Raw genomic sequence first — 14476 nt, 5'->3', positions numbered from 1 at the left:
GTCACTCCCCGCCGATCGAGACGAACTCCTCGCCGTCCACCTCGGCGAGGCGCACGTACACGCGCTCGTCCCGCGCGCTCGGCAGGTTCTTGCCGACGAAGTCGGGACGGATCGGCAGCTCGCGGTGGCCGCGGTCGACGAGGATCGCGAGGCGCACGGCGGCGGGGCGGCCGATGTCGTTCAGCGCGTCGAGCGCCGCGCGGATCGAGCGGCCCGAGAAGAGCACGTCGTCGACGAGCACGACCGTCCTGCCGTCGATGCCGCTGTCCGGGATCTGCGTGGGCTGCGGGGTGCGCGTGGGGTTGCGGTGCAGATCGTCGCGGTACATCGTGACGTCGAGCGCGCCCACGGGCACCGGCTGCCCGCCGAAGTCGCCGAGCAGGGCGCCGATGCGGCGGGCGAGGGCCACGCCGCGGGTGGGGATGCCCAGGAGCACGAGGCCGTCGGGCCCCTTGTTCGCCTCCAGGATCTCGTGCGAGATCCGAGTCAGTGCGCGGGCGATGTCAGCGTCATGCAGCACGGTGCGCGTGCTCATCCGCCGCTCCCTTCTCCGCCTCACGGGACGGGGTTAAAGGTTGCTGTCGGCTCAGTCTATCGTGCGTCCCTCATCCGACGTCGCGTCGGCGTCGTGCGAGCCGGGCGATCAGAGCGGCGAGGGCGGCGATCGCGGCCAGCGCGGTCCAGACGGCGAGCACCGTCTCGGTCCACCGCGTCGTGTCGTACGACCTCTCGGCGAACATCGGGGCGATGGCGAAGGTCGCGACCAGGTAGCCCCACACGGTGGTCGGCACGAGCAGGGCGACGGCGGGGATCCACGCGGCATCGTCGCGGGCGAGCGCGACGATCAGGACGACGAAGCCGATCAGGCCGAGCAGACCCGGGAGCATCACTCCCCATCCGTCGAGGACCGCTGCGAGCGGCGACACCGCGCCGGTCATCCCGGACCACACGCAGTGGACGCCCATGAGCACGAACGGTGTCGCTGCGGCGAGCGCCGCGACCAGGCCCAGCCGTCTCCGGGAGCGCGTGGCGATCCCGGAGATCAGCACGAGCGCGACCGCGATGAGCAGGTGGCCGAGGCCGAAGAGCTCCGCGGCGTTGCCGATCGGCTCCCAGGGGTCGGCCGGGAGGAAGTAGTCGAAGCGGTGGTCCTCGACCCATGCGCCCGCAAGCTCCCACGTGTCCCATGCCGTCACCCAGCGCTGCATCGAGGCGGCGAACTGCGCCACCGCAGAGACAGCGAGGCTCAGCACCGCCAGACCGCCGAGGACGACCACACGAGTGAGGTTCATGCTCCCCCCCTCCGGTCGCAGATCCGTGCGCGCACGCTAACAGCCCAAGATGACGCAGCGGTGACGCGGGTGAGACGCACACCCCCCACCCCCGCATCCCCCTGCACCCCACGTCAGACCTCCCTCTTCAACCGCGGCAAAGTGCGGGTGCGGGCTGGCGCTACCCGCGCTTTGCCGCGGTTGAAGAACATGGGAGACGGGGCTGTTAGCATTCAGACACTTCACATGAGTGCACGCGTAGATGTCCCAGACACCTCGGATGCCCGTCCAGAGATCGATGTCGCACCCCCGTCCGGTGTGGGACATGCCAGTGCGAAAGCGATCCTCTTCGGCGAGCATGCCGTGGTGTTCGGCGAGCCCGCGATCGCGGTGCCGGTGCGCTCGCTGACGGCATCCGTGCGCCTGCACCGCACCGACGGCAGCGCGCGCCTCGACAGCGCCCTCTACCACGGCCCGCTGCACACCGCTCCGCTGCGGCTCGACGTCACGACCACCGCGCTGCACGCCGTGCTCGACCACCTGGGCGAGCCCGGCGCCGCCGTCGCGATGACGATCGAGAGCACCATCCCGGTCGAGCGCGGCCTCGGCTCGAGCGCCGCGGTCTCGGCGGCGATCGTGCACGCCGCCCTCGACGCGTGGCGCACGACCGCCGACGACGAGACGATCCACGAGCTCATCCAGGTGTCCGAGCGACGCGCCCACGGCTCGCCGAGCGGCCTCGACGCGCGCGCGGTACGGGCGACCGGTCCGCTGTGGTTCCAGCGCGGCGCCGTCGCGGGCCTCGAGGTCGCGACCCCCCTGCACCTCGTGATCGCCGACTCCGGCGTGCGCGGCCGCACGCGCGAGGCCGTGCAGGGCGTCGCCGACCGGCGAGAGGCGGATGCCGCGACGATCGACGCGCTCATCGGCGCGCTCGGCGGGCTCAGCGTCGCCGCCCGCGACGACCTCGCCCGCGGAGACCTGCCGCGCATCGGCGCGGGCATGAGCGAGGCGCACCGGCTGCTCGTTGAGCTCGGCGTCGGCGATCCCGCACTCGACCATCTCGCCCGCGCCGCCGCCGGCGCCGGCGCGCTCGGCGCCAAGCTCACCGGCGGCGGCCGCGGCGGATGCGTGCTCGCCCTCGCGACCGACGCCGACCATGCGACGGCGATCGCCGCGCACCTGCGCGGCGCCGGGGCGAGCGCGGTGTGGACGACGACCGTGGAGGCGACGACATGACCCGTGCGACCTGTACGGCGCACCCGAACATCGCCCTCGTCAAGTACTGGGGCAAGGCCGACGCGGCCCTGAACCTGCCCGCCACCGGCAGCCTGTCGATGACCCTCGACGTCTTCCCGACCGTCACGACCGTGACCGTCGACGACGCCCTCGCGCGCGACGAGTTCGTCCTGGGCGGCGAGCCGCAGAGCGGCGTGCCCGCGGAGCGCGTGACGCGCTTCCTCGATCTCGTGCGCGCGCAGGCGGGCAGCGCGGCGCATGCGCGCGTCGAGTCCCGCAACGACGTGCCCTCGGCGGCCGGGCTCGCCTCGTCCGCCTCGGGGTTCGCGGCGCTCGCCGGCGCCGCGGCCGCCGCCTACGGGCTCGATCTCGATCCGACCGCGCTCAGCAGGCTCGCCCGGCGCGGCTCGGGCTCGGCGTCGCGCTCGGTCTTCCCGGGGTTCGCGCTCTGGCGCACGGGCGACGACGCGCACTCCGTCGCCGAGCCCGTCCGCGCCCCGGACATGGCGATGGTGATCGCGATCGTCGATCGCGCGCAGAAGCCCGTGTCGAGCCGCGAGGCGATGCGCCGCACGCGCGAGACGTCGCCGTACTACCCGGCCTGGGTCTCGTCCACCGCCGAGACGCTGGAGGCGGCGATCGCCGCGTGCGCGGAGGGCGACCTCGAACGTCTCGGCGCGCTCGCCGAGACGAACGCGATGCGCATGCACGCCGCGATCCAGGCGTGCGATCCGCCGATCCGCTATCTGACGGCGACGAGCGTCGCGCTGTTCGACCGGGTCGCCGCGCTGCGCGCGCACGGCGTGCGCGCGTGGGCGACGGCCGATGCCGGCCCGAACGTCGTCGCGATGTGCCACCCCGACGACGTCGCCGCGGTGCGGCAGGGGCTCGGCCCGCTCGCGGAGCTCGTGGTGGCGCGCCCCGGCCCCGGCCTCGCGCTGCACGCGGACGCCGACGGGTGACCGCCGGGATGTCCCGCTCCGTCGTCGCCCGCGCGCCGGGCAAGCTCTTCGTGGCCGGCGAGTACGCCGTCGTGTCGCCGGGCGAGCCCGCGGTCCTGGTGGCGGTGGACCGCTTCCTCACCGCGACGCTCACCCCGCACGGCGGCGACGGCGGACGCATCGCCTCGCCCGCGCTCTCGGCGTCGCCGCTCCCCTGGCGCCGCGCGGCCGACGGCTCGATCGCGATCGACGGCACCGGGCGCGCCGCCTACCTCGCCTCGCTGCTCACGCTCGCCGACCGGCTCCGGGCCGAGCGCGGCATCGCCCCGGCCGGCTTCGACCTGGCGATCGACAGCGGCCTCGACGACGACGCGGGGCGCAAGCTCGGACTGGGCTCCTCGGCGGCCGTCGTCGTCGCGACGGCGCGCGCCCTCGACGCGCACCTGGGTCTCGGGCTGCAGCCGCACGAGCTGTTCCGGCTCTGCCTGCTCGCGACCGTGCGCGTCGCCCCCGCCGCCTCGGGCGGCGACCTCGCGGCGTCGTGCCTCGGCGGATGGGTGGGATACCGCTCCCCCGACCGCGCCGCCCTCGCGCGCGTCGTCGACGCCGAGCCCGTGGAACGCGTCCTCGCCCACGAGGCGTGGCGGCGATCCCGCCTGGAGGCGCTGCCCGCGCCCCGCGACCTGCGGCTGCTCGTCGGCTGGACGGGCTCCCCCGCCGCGACGACGAGGCTCGTCGCCGACGTCGCCGCGCGCATCGGCGCCGACGCGCACGCCGCCTTCGTGCGCGCATCGCGCTCCGTCGTCGCGCAGCTTGGCGACGGCCTCGCGGCCGGCGACGACGGCGCCGTGCTCGACGCCGTGCGCCGCGCCCGCGACCTGCTCCAGGGCCTCGGGGCCGGCGCCGGGGTCGGCATCGAGACCGAGCGGCTCCGCGTGCTCTGCGACACCGCCGTCGCGCACGGCGCCGCGGCCAAGACGTCGGGCGCCGGCGGCGGCGACTGCGGCATCGCCCTGGCGCCCCCGGATGCCGATGCGGTCGGTATCGTCGAAGCGTGGCACGCGAACGGCATCCTCCCGCTCCCGCTTCGCGTGGCGGACGCCCGCTCCGTCGCACGGGTCGAGCACGTCGAAGGAGGCCGGCGTGAGATCGCCTGACGACGCGTCCCCCGAAAGCGCCGCGCAGGATCCGGCCGGCGCCGCGCGTAGCGCCGCGGTCGCCGCGCGCAAGGACGACCACCTGCGTCTCGCCGCCGCGCAGCACGAGGGCGCCCCGCGCCGCAACGCGTGGGACGAGATCGAGTTCGTGCATCACGCGCTCGACGCGATCGACCCCGCGCGGTGCGACCTCTCGGTCGAGTTCGCGGGCCTGCGCGCCGCCGCGCCGTTCTACATCAACGCGATGACCGGCGGGAGCGAGCGCACCGGCGAGGTCAACCGCGCGCTCGCGATCGCCGCGCGCGAGACGGGCGTGCCGCTCGCCTCGGGGTCGATGGGCATCGCGCTCGACCATCCCGAGACCGCCGGCACGTTCCGCGTGCTGCGCACCGAGAACCCCGACGGGCTGCTGTTCGCCAACATCGGCGTCGAGCGCACGGTCGACCACGCGCGCCGTGCGATCGACCTCGTCGCCGCCGACGCCCTGCAGGTGCACGTCAACGCCGTGCAGGAGACCGTCATGCCCGAGGGCACGACCCAGTTCTCGTCGTGGATCGGCTCGCTCGAGCGCATCGTCGCCGGCGTCGAGGTGCCGGTCATCGTCAAGGAGGTCGGCTTCGGCCTCAGCCGCCGCACGCTCGAGCGGCTCGCGTCGATCGGCGTGCGCGTGGCCGACGTCGCCGGCACGGGCGGCACCGACTTCGCGCGCGTCGAGAACGACCGGCGCGTCGGCGGCGACCTCGCCTACCTGGCCGGCTGGGGCCAGCCGGCCCCCGCGTGCCTGATCGACGCGCCCGCCGACGGCCCGACGCTGCTCGCCTCGGGCGGCGTGCGCACCCCCCTCGACGTCGTGCGCGGCCTCGCCCTCGGCGCCCGCGCCGTGGGCGCCGCCGGCGCGCTGCTGAAGGTCGCGCTCGACGGCGGCGCCGACGGCCTCGTCGCCACCCTCGCGCAGTGGCAGAGCCACACGCGCGCGCTGCTCGCCCTGCTCGGCGCGGCCGCCCCCGCCGACCTGACCCGCACCGACGTCATCGTGCACGGCGGGCTCGCCCACTTCGCGAACGTGCGCGGCATCGACGTGCGCGCCCTCGCGCACCGGTCCTCTCCCCTCCATCCCGAGAACACCCGAGAAGAGGTCTCCCCATGAGCCAGACGGTGACGCCGATCCCCACCAGCTGGGTCGGACCGCTTCGCCTCAGCGGCGAGGTGACGGGCGAGCAAGAGGTGCCGCTCGCCACCTACGAGACGCCGCTGTGGCCGTCGGTGGGACGTTCGGCCCGGGTCTCGCGCCTGGTCGACGACGGCATCCGCGTGACGATCGTCGACGAGCGCATGACGCGCTCCTCGCTGTTCGTCGCACGCACCGCCGCCGACGCCGTCGCGGCGGGCAGCGCGCTGACGGCGCGCTTCGACGACCTCGCCGCGATCGTGGCCGCGCAGAGCCGCTTCGCCCGGCTCATCGACGTGCACACCGAGGTCGTCGGCAACCTGCTGTTCGTGCGCTTCGCGCTCACGACGGGAGACGCGTCGGGCCACAACATGACGACCCTCGCGGCCGAGACCTTCATCGACCACGTGCTGGCGTGGCATCCCGAGCTGGAGTACGGCTCGATCTCGGGCAACTACTGCTCCGACAAGAAGGCGACCGCCGTGAACGGCATCCTCGGTCGCGGTCGCAGCGCCGTCGCGGAGATCCTCATCCCCGCCGCGGTCGTCGCCGATCAGCTGCGCTCGAGCGCGCAGCGCATCGCCGACCTCAACGTGCGCAAGAATCTCGTCGGATCGACGATCGCGGGCGCCCTGCGCTCGGCGAACGCGCACTACGCCAACATGCTGCTGGCCTTCTACCTGGCCACGGGCCAGGACGCCGCCAACATCGTCGAGGCCTCCCAGGGCATCACCTACGCGGAGGTGCGCGGCGAGGGCGACCTGTACTTCTCGTGCACCCTCCCGAACCTCATCGTCGGCACGGTCGGCAACGGCAAGGACCTGCCGTTCGTCGACGAGGTGCTCACGAGGCTCGGATGCCGCGAGGAGCGCTCCAGCGGCGGCAACGCGCGTCGCCTGGCCGCGCTCATCGCCGCTACCGTGTTGTGCGGCGAGCTGTCGCTGCTGGCGGCGCAGACCAATCACAAAGAGCTGATGGCATCACACCTCGTGCTCGAGCGGAAGGCGGGAGGCCGGCGATGAGCCTGCGACTGGGAATCCACGATCTGTCCCTGGCGACGACGTCGTTCGTCGTGCAGCTCGACGACCTCGCGGCGTACGCGGGCGTCGACCCCGACAAGTACCGCCTCGGCCTCGGGCAGGAGCAGATGAGCGTCCCCGGCGCCGACGAGGACATCGTCACGATGGCGGCGCGCGCCGCCGCGCCGATCCTCGAGCGGCACGGCGTCGACGGCATCCGCACGCTCTACGTCGCGACCGAGAGCGGCGTCGACCAGTCGAAGTCGGCGGCCGTCTTCGTGCACAGCCTGCTGGGGCTGCCGTCGTCGTGCCGCGCGGTCGAGCTGAAGCAGGCGTGCTACTCGGGCACGGCGGCGCTGCAGGCCGCGCTGGGGCAGATCGCGCGTTCGCCCGAGGACCGCGTGCTCGTCATCAGCGCCGACATCGCGCGGTACGCGCTCGACTCGGCGGCGGAGGTCACGCAGGGCGCCGCGGCGGTCGCGATGCTCGTCTCCGCCGATCCCGCGCTCGTCGAGCTGGAGAGCGCCACGGGCATCTACACGGCCGAGGTCGACGACTTCTGGCGCCCCAACGACAGCTCGACCGCGCTCGTCGACGGCAAGCTCTCGGTCGACGCCTACATCGACGCCTATCTCGGCGCGTGGGACGACTACCGTGCCCACGGCGGCGTGCCGATCGAGCAGATCGACCGGTTCTGCCACCACCAGCCGTTCACCCGCATGGCCGCCAAGGCGCAGCGCGCCCTCGCGGAGCACGTGGGCGCCGAGATCGACGAGGCGCGTCATCTGGGATCGACGCGCTACAACCGGCGCATCGGCAACTCCTACACCGCGTCGCTGTACGCGGGGCTCGCGAGCCTGCTCGACGGCGACGACGATCTCACCGGCGCCCGCATCGGCCTCTACAGCTACGGCTCGGGGAGCATCGGCGAGTTCCTCGCGGGACGCGTCGTCCCCGGCTATCGCGACCACGGCCGCGCGGCCGCGACGCTCGCCGCCCTTGACACCCGCACGACGCTGTCGATCGAGCAGTACCGCGCCCTGCATGCGGGCGCCGCGATCGGCAGCGTCCAGGACGTGACGATCGCGCCCGTCTCATCGGGGCCGTTCCACTTCACGGGCGTCACGGGGCGCGCGCGCCACTACCGTCGCTGAGGGCTCGACGTGGGTGGCCGGCCTCGCGCGGGACGTGCCACCCACGGGGTCGTCAGGACCGCGCGATGCGCGCGAGCACGCCGTGCACGAACGCGCCCGAGTCCTCGGTGGAGTACTCCTTCGCGAGCTCGACCGCCTCGTCGATCGCGACGGCGGCCGGGATCTCGTCGTTGAAGAGCAGCTCCCAGGTCGCCAGCCGCAGCACGGCGCGATCGACGGCCGGCATCCGCTCGATGCGCCAGTCGCGCGCGTGCGTGACGATCTGCTCGTCGATCTCCTCGCCGTGGTCGATGACGCCGTCGACGATCTCGCGCGCGTACAGCCAGGAGGCCTCGCGGGCGGGCTCGCTGGCGGCGCGCTTCGCCTCGGCGGCCAGCATGACCGGCAGCGCCTCGCCCCGGATGTCGCTCTGGAAGAGGATGTCGAGCGCGCGCTTGCGCGCCTTGCTTCGGGCGCTCACGCCCGATTACTTCTCGCGGCCGAGGTAGTCGCCCGTGCGCGTGTCGACCTTGACCTTGGTGCCGGTCTCCAGGAACAGCGGCACCTGAATCTCGTAGCCGGTCTCGACGGTCGCCGACTTCGTGCCGGCCGACGAGCGGTCGCCCTGCAGGCCCGGCTCGGTGTAGGTGATCTCCAGCACCACCGACGCGGGCAGGTCGACGTAGAGCGGCGTGTCGTTGTTGAGCGCGATCGTGACCTGCTGATTCTCCAGCAGGAAGTTCTTGGCGTCGCCGACCGTCGCCGCGGGGACGTTGATCTGGTCGTAGTTGGTCAGGTCCATGAACACGAAGCTGTCGCCGTCGTTGTACAGGTACTGGAAGTCACGACGGTCGACGTTCTCGATGTCGACCTTGGCGCCGGCGTTGTACGTGCGGTCGACGACCTTGCCCGTGACGACGTTCTTGAGCTTGGTGCGCACGAACGCACCGCCCTTGCCGGGCTTGACGTGCTGGAACTCCACAACGCTCCAGAGCTGCCCGTCGATCGAGAGCACGACGCCGTTCTTGATGTCTGCGGTGGATGCCATGAGTGTGGAGTTTCCGTTCGTAAGAGTCCGTCGGGCGAGCGCCCGACTCTCGATTCTACGCGATCGCGTCGATCAGCAACTCGGTCGCGCGGGCATAGCCGGCGACGCCCTCGCCGATGACGTGCACGACGGCGACATCGCGCACGTACGAGAAGTGACGGAAGTCCTCGCGCTGGTACACGTCGGAGATGTGCACCTCGGCGACGGGGAGGGAGACGCCGCTCAGCGCGTCGCGCAGCACGACGGAGGTGTGCGTGAGCCCGCCGGGGTTGATCACGATGCCCGCGCAGTCGTGCCGCGCCTCGTGGATCGCGTCGATCAGCACGCCCTCGTGGTTGCTCTGAACCGCACGCACCTCATAGCCGCGCACGGACGCCGTCCCGGCGACGAGCCTCTCCACGTCGGCCAGCGTCTCGTGGCCGTAGATGTCGGGCTCGCGCGTGCCGAGCAGGTTGAGGTTCGGTCCGTTGACGAGCAGCAGGCGTCGGGTCACGATGCGACCATACACCGGGCGCGGCGACCTGCTCATCCGAGCTCGGCGCCGCGACGGCGGGCCAGCTCTGCTGCTCGCTCCCGGTCGGGCACCCGCAGCTTCGTGAGCACGATCGACACGTAGTTCGCGATCGTCTTGCTCGAGACGCCGAGCCGCTCGGCGATCGCCGTGTTCGGCAGCCCGCGCACGATGCCGGCGAGCACCTGGCGCTCGCGATCCGTGAGCTCGGGAAAGGCGGATGCCAGCCGCGCCCCGTGCAGCGCCGGCGCCGCCGCGGCCGCCAGCGTGTCCACGAGGTGACGGTCGGCGCCCGACAGCGCCGACTCGGCCGGACGCGGCCAGACGGTGAGGTCTGCGAGAGGAAGACCGAGGTGCAGGATGGCGCTGGCGTATCGTCCCGGATGATCCGGCTCGGCGCCCGGGCCCGCCTGCGCCCACACGCCCACGTGCCCCGACCGGCGGAGCACGACGCTCCGCGCGCCGGTCGCGACGCGCACCGACTCCGCGAACTGCGCCGGGATCTCGACGGGGTCGACCGCGTTCCGCAGGCGTGTCATCAGCGACGACAGCGCCGCATGCTCGTCGGCGCGCCCGCGAAACACGAGGCGTCGCCCGAGCCGGCGTGCCAGCGGAACGACCCAGATGCCGGCGACGACCGCTGCCGCCGCACCCGCCGGGGCGGGCCAGGGCGGCGGCAGCCACATTCCCGTGACGGCATGCACCGCGGCGAAGACGGCGCCGAGCACGGCACCGGCCACGACGACCGCCAGCCACAGCGCCAGCAGACGGTCGACGAGCTCGGTCCTCGGCGCGACCAGGCCCGCGAGAAACCCGGCGCCCGGCAGCAGGAACGCGACCTGCAGGAGCACCGAGACGACCGGCGGCGGGTCGCCGAGGGCCGAGCCGGTGAGCAGGACGCTCATCAGGTCCGCCGGGACGACGAGCGTCAGGAGCAGGAGCGCGCCCAGCAGCGGCCACCGCACCGACTCGCGCTCGGCAGCGCTCGATCGCCGCCAGTACCGGTACCCCTGACCCCCGATGACGAGCAGCAGCAGGAGCGGCGCGAGCGGCAGCGGCCAGAGGAAGCGCTCGGCGACGTCGGGGCCGACCAGCACGGACACCGCGACCAGCCCGACGGCCAGTGCGGCGATGCCGATCATCCAGCGCGGGACGGACCGCCCGCTGGGGTACAGCGCGAGCAGGAGGAACAGCGTCGCGGCGAAGACGAACGAGGCGGGCGAGCCGGCACGCTCGTCCGTGCGCGGCCACACGACGTCGGCGAGCTGCGCGGCGAGGTGCACGACGACGAGGGCGATCATCCACCGGCGTGAGGATGCGCGCGCCGGCTCCTGCTGCGTCGTCATGTCGTCACTCTGTCACGGGGCTCGCATCGATGACAGGCGCCGATGGCTCCATGCGGCGCGCACGGCGGAGCAGCACGGGTCCGAGCACGAGGAAGGCGAGGACGATCGCGGGGATGCCGCCGAGGTTCGCCACCCAGCCGGCGAGCGGGACGAGCCCTCCGAGCACCGTCACGGCGATCGCGGTGGGAAGCCCGATCGTCCGTGTCCGCGCGCCGCGGACGGCGAACGCGATCCACCAGGCGCAGAAGACGACCGCCGTCGTGATGGCGGCGGCGGAGAAGCCCACGTAGGTGGACTGCAGCGCCGCCCTGGCGATGCCGTCGTCGCCTGCGAGCTCGGCGATGGCCGTCGCGTTGAATCCGCGTCGCGCGATGTTGGTCATGCCCGCCAGGAACCAGCTCGTGATGCCGATGATCGCGGCCGACTGCATCGCCCGCCGCCAGACGACGGCGTCGACCGCCGCGCTGCGCCAGACCAGTTCGGTCGCCGCGGCGAAGAACACGAGGTAGCAGAGGCCGACGATCGTGAAGGTGAGCCCGCCGGCGAGGCCGAACCAGTAGTTCGCGGCGGCCTCGGCGGGAGTCGGATGCTCGGCCTCGCTCAGCGCGGGGCCGATCCCCAGCACGAGGAACTGCAGGAGGTGGGCGAGCCCGGCCACGAGCGCGGACCAGCCGGTGAGTCGGAGCAAAGGGCGCATGGCGCCTCCGTTCGCGAGGGCGCCCGGATGGCGCCGGATGCTCGGAACGCTAGGCCGTCGTCTTCCCGGAAGGTTCGGGAGATCCGGCGGAGGGCACCTGATCCGGCGGATATCCGCTAGGCGCCGACCTCCTGGTAGGCGGCGAAGAGGAGCGACTCGTCGGGGGCCTGCAGCACCGTCGGCTTGGCGATGTCGTCGAGCACGATGAAACGCAGCATCGAGCCGCGCGTCTTCTTGTCGCGCTGCATCGTCGCGAGCAGCTGGGTGAACGCGCCGGCGCGGTACGAGGTCGGCAGGCCGAGCGACTCGAGGATGTCGCGATGACGCTGCGCCGCGGTGTCGGACAGCCGCCCCGCGAGGCGCGACAGCTCGGCCGCGAACAGCATGCCGACCGAGATCGCGGCACCGTGACGCCAGCGGTAGCGCTCGGCGTGCTCGATCGCGTGGCCGAGGGTGTGCCCGTAGTTGAGCACCTCGCGCAGCCCGGCCTCGCGCAGGTCCTCGCCCACGACGCGCGCCTTCATGTCGATCGCGAGCTCGACGCAGCGGCGGAAGGCGTCGCTGCGCGGGTCGACGACGGCGACCGGATCGGCCTCGATGAGCTCCAGGATCTCGGGGTACCAGATGAACCCCGCCTTCACGACCTCGGCGAACCCCGCCGTGCGCTCGTTCGGCGAGAGCCCGTCGAGCAGGTCGAGGTCGCACACGACCGCGCGCGGCGGCCAGAACACGCCGACGAGGTTCTTGCCCTCGGCCGTGTTGATGCCCGTCTTGCCGCCGACCGCGGCATCCACCATCGCGAGCACGGTGGTCGGCACCTGCACGACGGCGACGCCGCGCAGCCACGTCGCGGCCACGAAGCCCGCCAGATCGGTGACCGCTCCCCCGCCGAACCCCACGACGGCGTCGGTGCGCGTGAAGTCGGCCTGGCCCATGACCTGCCAGCAGAACGCCGCGACCTCGACGCGCTTGCCCTGCTCGGCGTCGGGGATCTCGGCGAGCAGCACCTGACGGCCCTCGCTCAGCAGCTCGCGCAGCGCGGACGCCTGGTCGGCGAGCGTCGGCGGGTGCACGATGAGCACCTTCTGCGCCGAGGGCGGCAGCGCGTCGGCGACGAGCGGGAGGATGCCGCGGCCCACGGTCACCTCGTAGGGCGCCTCCCCCGCGACGGTGATGACGGTGTGGTCGGTCATGGCATCTCTCCTTCTGCGGTCGCGGCGGGGTCTGCGGTCTCGGCGGTGCCGGTCTCCGCGGCCCACGCCACGACGCGGTCGACGACGTGCTGCAGCGGGCCCGTCGACGTGTCGACGGTGAGGTCGGCGAGGCGTTCGTAGGTCTCGCGGCGCGCCGCATACACGTCGCGCCAGCGCTGCACGGGGTCGGGGTCGTCGAGCAGGGGGCGGCTCGTGCCCCGGATGCGCGAGGCGACGCGTTCGGGCGACACCGTCAGCAGCACGACGCGATGGTCCGCGAGATCACGCTGCGTGTCGGTGTCGAGCACCGCGCCGCCGCCGAGCGCGACGACGCCCTCGCCCGCGAGGGCCGACGCGACGGCCGCGCGCTCCAGACGCCGGAAGTGCGCCTCGCCGTGGGTCGCGAACAGGGCGTCGATGGGCCCGTGGTCGCGCACGACCGCGGCGTCGGTGTCCACGAACGGCACGTCGAGCGCCTTCGCGACCCGCCGGCCGACGCTCGACTTGCCGGCGCCCATCGGGCCGATGAGGACGAGCGCCGTCATCCGAGCGAGGCGTCGCTGGCGCCCGAGCTGCGCAGCGTCTCGGGGATCGCCGCGAGGTATCCCTCGAGGTTGCGGCGCGTCTCGGCGACGCTGTCGCCGCCGAACTTCTCCAGCACGACCTCGGCGAGCACGATCGCGACCATCGCCTCGGCGACGACGCCCGCGGCCGGCACGGCGCACACGTCGGAGCGCTGGTGGTGCGCGCCGGCGGCCTCTCCGGTCGCGACGTCGATCGTGCGCAGCGAGTGCGGCACGGTCGCGATCGGCTTCATCCCGGCGCGCACGCGCAGCACGGTGCCGGTCGACATGCCGCCCTCCGTGCCGCCGGCCTTGTCGCTCGCGCGCGCGATGCCCGACTCCGTCGAGAACAGCTCGTCGTGGGCGGCCGAGCCGCGACGACGCGTCGTCTCGAAGCCGTCGCCGACCTCGACGCCCTTGATGGCCTGGATGCTCATGAGCGCCTGCGCGAGCTTCGCGTCGAGGCGGCGGTCCCAGTGCACGTGCGAGCCGAGCCCGGGCGGCAGGTCGTAGGCGAGCACCTCGACGATGCCGCCGAGCGTGTCGCCGTCCTTGCGTGCCGCGTCGACCTCGGCGACCATCGCCGCGGAGGTCTCCGCGTCGAAGCAGCGCAGCGGATCGGAGTCCAGGGCCGCGACGTCGTCGGGCGACGGCAGCGCCGAGCCGGCGGGCGCCTGCACGGGACCGATCGAGAGCGTGTGGCTGACGAGGCGGATGCCGAGCTCGCCGAGGAACGCGCGGGCGATCGCCCCGAGGGCGACGCGCGCCGCGGTCTCCCGGGCGCTGGCGCGCTCGAGCACGGGTCGCGCCTCGTCGAAGCCGTACTTCTGCATGCCCACGAGGTCGGCGTGACCGGGACGGGGACGCGTGAGCGCCGCGCCGCGGCCGCGGGACTTCTCGGTGAGCTCGACGGGCTCGGCGCTCATCACCTCGACCCACTTGGGCCACTCGGTGTTGCCGATGCGCAGGGCGATCGGGCTGCCGAGCGTGAGACCGTGGCGCACGCCGGCCGAGATCGTGAGCTCGTCCTCCTCGAACTTCATGCGCGAGCCGCGCCCGTAGCCCAGCTTTCGGCGCGCGAGGTCGGCTTGGATGGCGGCTCGTGAGATCGGGACGCCCGCCGGCAGTCCCTCCATGACGGCAACCAGTTCGGGGCCGTGCGATTCGCCGGCCGTGATCACGCGAAGCAT

The 14476-nt window shown here is 73.3% G+C and carries 16 protein-coding genes; 6 read left to right on the top strand and 10 right to left on the bottom strand.

Features of this window, described 5'->3' with window-relative positions; translation table 11 throughout:
• Position 1: 1 nt before the first annotated feature.
• Both pyrR and AOA12_RS09605 read right to left on the bottom strand, forming a co-directional pair.
• A complete protein-coding gene (gene pyrR, locus AOA12_RS09610; RefSeq protein WP_054682368.1) occupies positions 2 to 535 on the bottom strand; it encodes a bifunctional pyr operon transcriptional regulator/uracil phosphoribosyltransferase PyrR in 534 nt (177 codons plus the stop codon).
• Between the two features lie 70 nt (positions 536 to 605).
• Positions 606 to 1292 carry a hypothetical protein gene (locus tag AOA12_RS09605; RefSeq protein WP_156366449.1) on the bottom strand — a complete coding sequence of 229 codons (687 nt, stop codon included), beginning with the start codon at positions 1290 to 1292 and terminating at the stop codon, positions 606 to 608.
• A gap of 189 nt (positions 1293 to 1481) precedes the next feature.
• On the opposite strand from AOA12_RS09605, the gene mvk reads away from it, so the two are divergent.
• From mvk to AOA12_RS09575, 6 genes are read left to right on the top strand one after another with little or no spacing between them, the layout of a single operon-like run.
• Positions 1482 to 2510, top strand: a complete 1029-nt coding sequence (gene mvk, locus AOA12_RS09600; RefSeq protein WP_335337375.1) for a mevalonate kinase — start codon at positions 1482 to 1484, stop codon at positions 2508 to 2510.
• Positions 2507 to 3472 (top strand): diphosphomevalonate decarboxylase, encoded by a 966-nt coding sequence (gene mvaD / locus AOA12_RS09595; RefSeq protein ID WP_054686936.1) that lies wholly within the window; start codon positions 2507 to 2509, stop codon positions 3470 to 3472. The genes mvk and mvaD overlap by 4 nt, the downstream gene beginning before the upstream one ends.
• An 8-nt stretch (positions 3473 to 3480) precedes the next feature.
• Complete coding sequence (locus tag AOA12_RS09590) at positions 3481 to 4608, top strand: phosphomevalonate kinase (RefSeq protein WP_054686934.1); 1128 nt, start codon at positions 3481 to 3483, stop codon at positions 4606 to 4608.
• Positions 4595 to 5755 carry a type 2 isopentenyl-diphosphate Delta-isomerase gene (gene fni, locus AOA12_RS09585; RefSeq protein ID WP_197281231.1) on the top strand — a complete coding sequence of 387 codons (1161 nt, stop codon included), beginning with the start codon at positions 4595 to 4597 and terminating at the stop codon, positions 5753 to 5755. The genes AOA12_RS09590 and fni overlap by 14 nt, the downstream gene beginning before the upstream one ends.
• On the top strand, positions 5752 to 6798 hold the full coding sequence (locus AOA12_RS09580; protein ID WP_054682365.1) for a hydroxymethylglutaryl-CoA reductase: 1047 nt from the start codon (positions 5752 to 5754) through the stop codon (positions 6796 to 6798). The genes fni and AOA12_RS09580 overlap by 4 nt, the downstream gene beginning before the upstream one ends.
• The gene (locus AOA12_RS09575) at positions 6795 to 7949 is read left to right on the top strand and encodes a hydroxymethylglutaryl-CoA synthase (RefSeq protein ID WP_054682364.1); all 1155 of its coding nucleotides are present in this window, start codon (positions 6795 to 6797) and stop codon (positions 7947 to 7949) included. The genes AOA12_RS09580 and AOA12_RS09575 overlap by 4 nt, the downstream gene beginning before the upstream one ends.
• Before the next feature lie 52 nt (positions 7950 to 8001).
• On the opposite strand, the gene nusB is transcribed toward AOA12_RS09575, so the two are convergent.
• The 8 genes from nusB to aroC all read right to left on the bottom strand — a co-directional run bounded on the left by nusB (position 8002) and on the right by aroC (position 14476).
• The gene (gene nusB / locus AOA12_RS09570) at positions 8002 to 8409 is read right to left on the bottom strand and encodes a transcription antitermination factor NusB (RefSeq protein ID WP_054682363.1); all 408 of its coding nucleotides are present in this window, start codon (positions 8407 to 8409) and stop codon (positions 8002 to 8004) included.
• A gap of 6 nt (positions 8410 to 8415) precedes the next feature.
• The gene (gene efp / locus AOA12_RS09565) at positions 8416 to 8976 is read right to left on the bottom strand and encodes an elongation factor P (RefSeq protein ID WP_054682362.1); all 561 of its coding nucleotides are present in this window, start codon (positions 8974 to 8976) and stop codon (positions 8416 to 8418) included.
• A 55-nt stretch (positions 8977 to 9031) separates the two neighbouring features.
• Positions 9032 to 9505 carry a type II 3-dehydroquinate dehydratase gene (locus AOA12_RS09560; protein WP_054682361.1) on the bottom strand — a complete coding sequence of 158 codons (474 nt, stop codon included), beginning with the start codon at positions 9503 to 9505 and terminating at the stop codon, positions 9032 to 9034.
• Positions 9502 to 10833 carry a helix-turn-helix transcriptional regulator gene (locus AOA12_RS23580; protein ID WP_054682360.1) on the bottom strand — a complete coding sequence of 444 codons (1332 nt, stop codon included), beginning with the start codon at positions 10831 to 10833 and terminating at the stop codon, positions 9502 to 9504. Before AOA12_RS23580 ends, AOA12_RS09560 begins: the two co-directional genes overlap by 4 nt.
• A 4-nt stretch (positions 10834 to 10837) precedes the next feature.
• A complete protein-coding gene (locus AOA12_RS09550) occupies positions 10838 to 11530 on the bottom strand; it encodes a hypothetical protein (protein ID WP_054682359.1) in 693 nt (230 codons plus the stop codon).
• Positions 11531 to 11646: 116 nt separating this feature from the next.
• Positions 11647 to 12723 carry a 3-dehydroquinate synthase gene (aroB, locus tag AOA12_RS09545; protein WP_054682358.1) on the bottom strand — a complete coding sequence of 359 codons (1077 nt, stop codon included), beginning with the start codon at positions 12721 to 12723 and terminating at the stop codon, positions 11647 to 11649.
• A complete protein-coding gene (locus AOA12_RS09540; protein ID WP_054682357.1) occupies positions 12720 to 13268 on the bottom strand; it encodes a shikimate kinase in 549 nt (182 codons plus the stop codon). Before AOA12_RS09540 ends, aroB begins: the two co-directional genes overlap by 4 nt.
• The gene (gene aroC / locus AOA12_RS09535; RefSeq protein WP_054682356.1) at positions 13265 to 14476 is read right to left on the bottom strand and encodes a chorismate synthase; all 1212 of its coding nucleotides are present in this window, start codon (positions 14474 to 14476) and stop codon (positions 13265 to 13267) included. Before aroC ends, AOA12_RS09540 begins: the two co-directional genes overlap by 4 nt.

Source organism: Microbacterium sp. No. 7, assembly GCF_001314225.1.
Taxonomy (GTDB): domain Bacteria; phylum Actinomycetota; class Actinomycetes; order Actinomycetales; family Microbacteriaceae; genus Microbacterium.
The sequence above is the reverse complement of the archived record's forward strand: the minus strand, read 5'-3'. Positions and strand labels throughout refer to the sequence as shown.

Coding starts and splice junctions, on each gene's coding strand:
- mvk (WP_335337375.1), top strand. CDS start 1,482: ATGGGAGACGGGGCTGTTAGCATTCAGACACTTCACATGAGTGCACGC.
- AOA12_RS23580 (WP_054682360.1), bottom strand. CDS start 10,833: ATGACGACGCAGCAGGAGCCGGCGCGCGCATCCTCACGCCGGTGGATG.
- aroB (WP_054682358.1), bottom strand. CDS start 12,723: ATGACCGACCACACCGTCATCACCGTCGCGGGGGAGGCGCCCTACGAG.
- AOA12_RS09550 (WP_054682359.1), bottom strand. CDS start 11,530: ATGCGCCCTTTGCTCCGACTCACCGGCTGGTCCGCGCTCGTGGCCGGG.
- mvaD (WP_054686936.1), top strand. CDS start 2,507: ATGACCCGTGCGACCTGTACGGCGCACCCGAACATCGCCCTCGTCAAG.
- AOA12_RS09605 (WP_156366449.1), bottom strand. CDS start 1,292: ATGAACCTCACTCGTGTGGTCGTCCTCGGCGGTCTGGCGGTGCTGAGC.
- AOA12_RS09575 (WP_054682364.1), top strand. CDS start 6,795: ATGAGCCTGCGACTGGGAATCCACGATCTGTCCCTGGCGACGACGTCG.
- AOA12_RS09590 (WP_054686934.1), top strand. CDS start 3,481: ATGTCCCGCTCCGTCGTCGCCCGCGCGCCGGGCAAGCTCTTCGTGGCC.
- pyrR (WP_054682368.1), bottom strand. CDS start 535: ATGAGCACGCGCACCGTGCTGCATGACGCTGACATCGCCCGCGCACTG.
- AOA12_RS09580 (WP_054682365.1), top strand. CDS start 5,752: ATGAGCCAGACGGTGACGCCGATCCCCACCAGCTGGGTCGGACCGCTT.
- AOA12_RS09560 (WP_054682361.1), bottom strand. CDS start 9,505: ATGAGCAGGTCGCCGCGCCCGGTGTATGGTCGCATCGTGACCCGACGC.
- AOA12_RS09540 (WP_054682357.1), bottom strand. CDS start 13,268: ATGACGGCGCTCGTCCTCATCGGCCCGATGGGCGCCGGCAAGTCGAGC.
- aroC (WP_054682356.1), bottom strand. CDS start 14,476: ATGCTTCGCGTGATCACGGCCGGCGAATCGCACGGCCCCGAACTGGTT.
- efp (WP_054682362.1), bottom strand. CDS start 8,976: ATGGCATCCACCGCAGACATCAAGAACGGCGTCGTGCTCTCGATCGAC.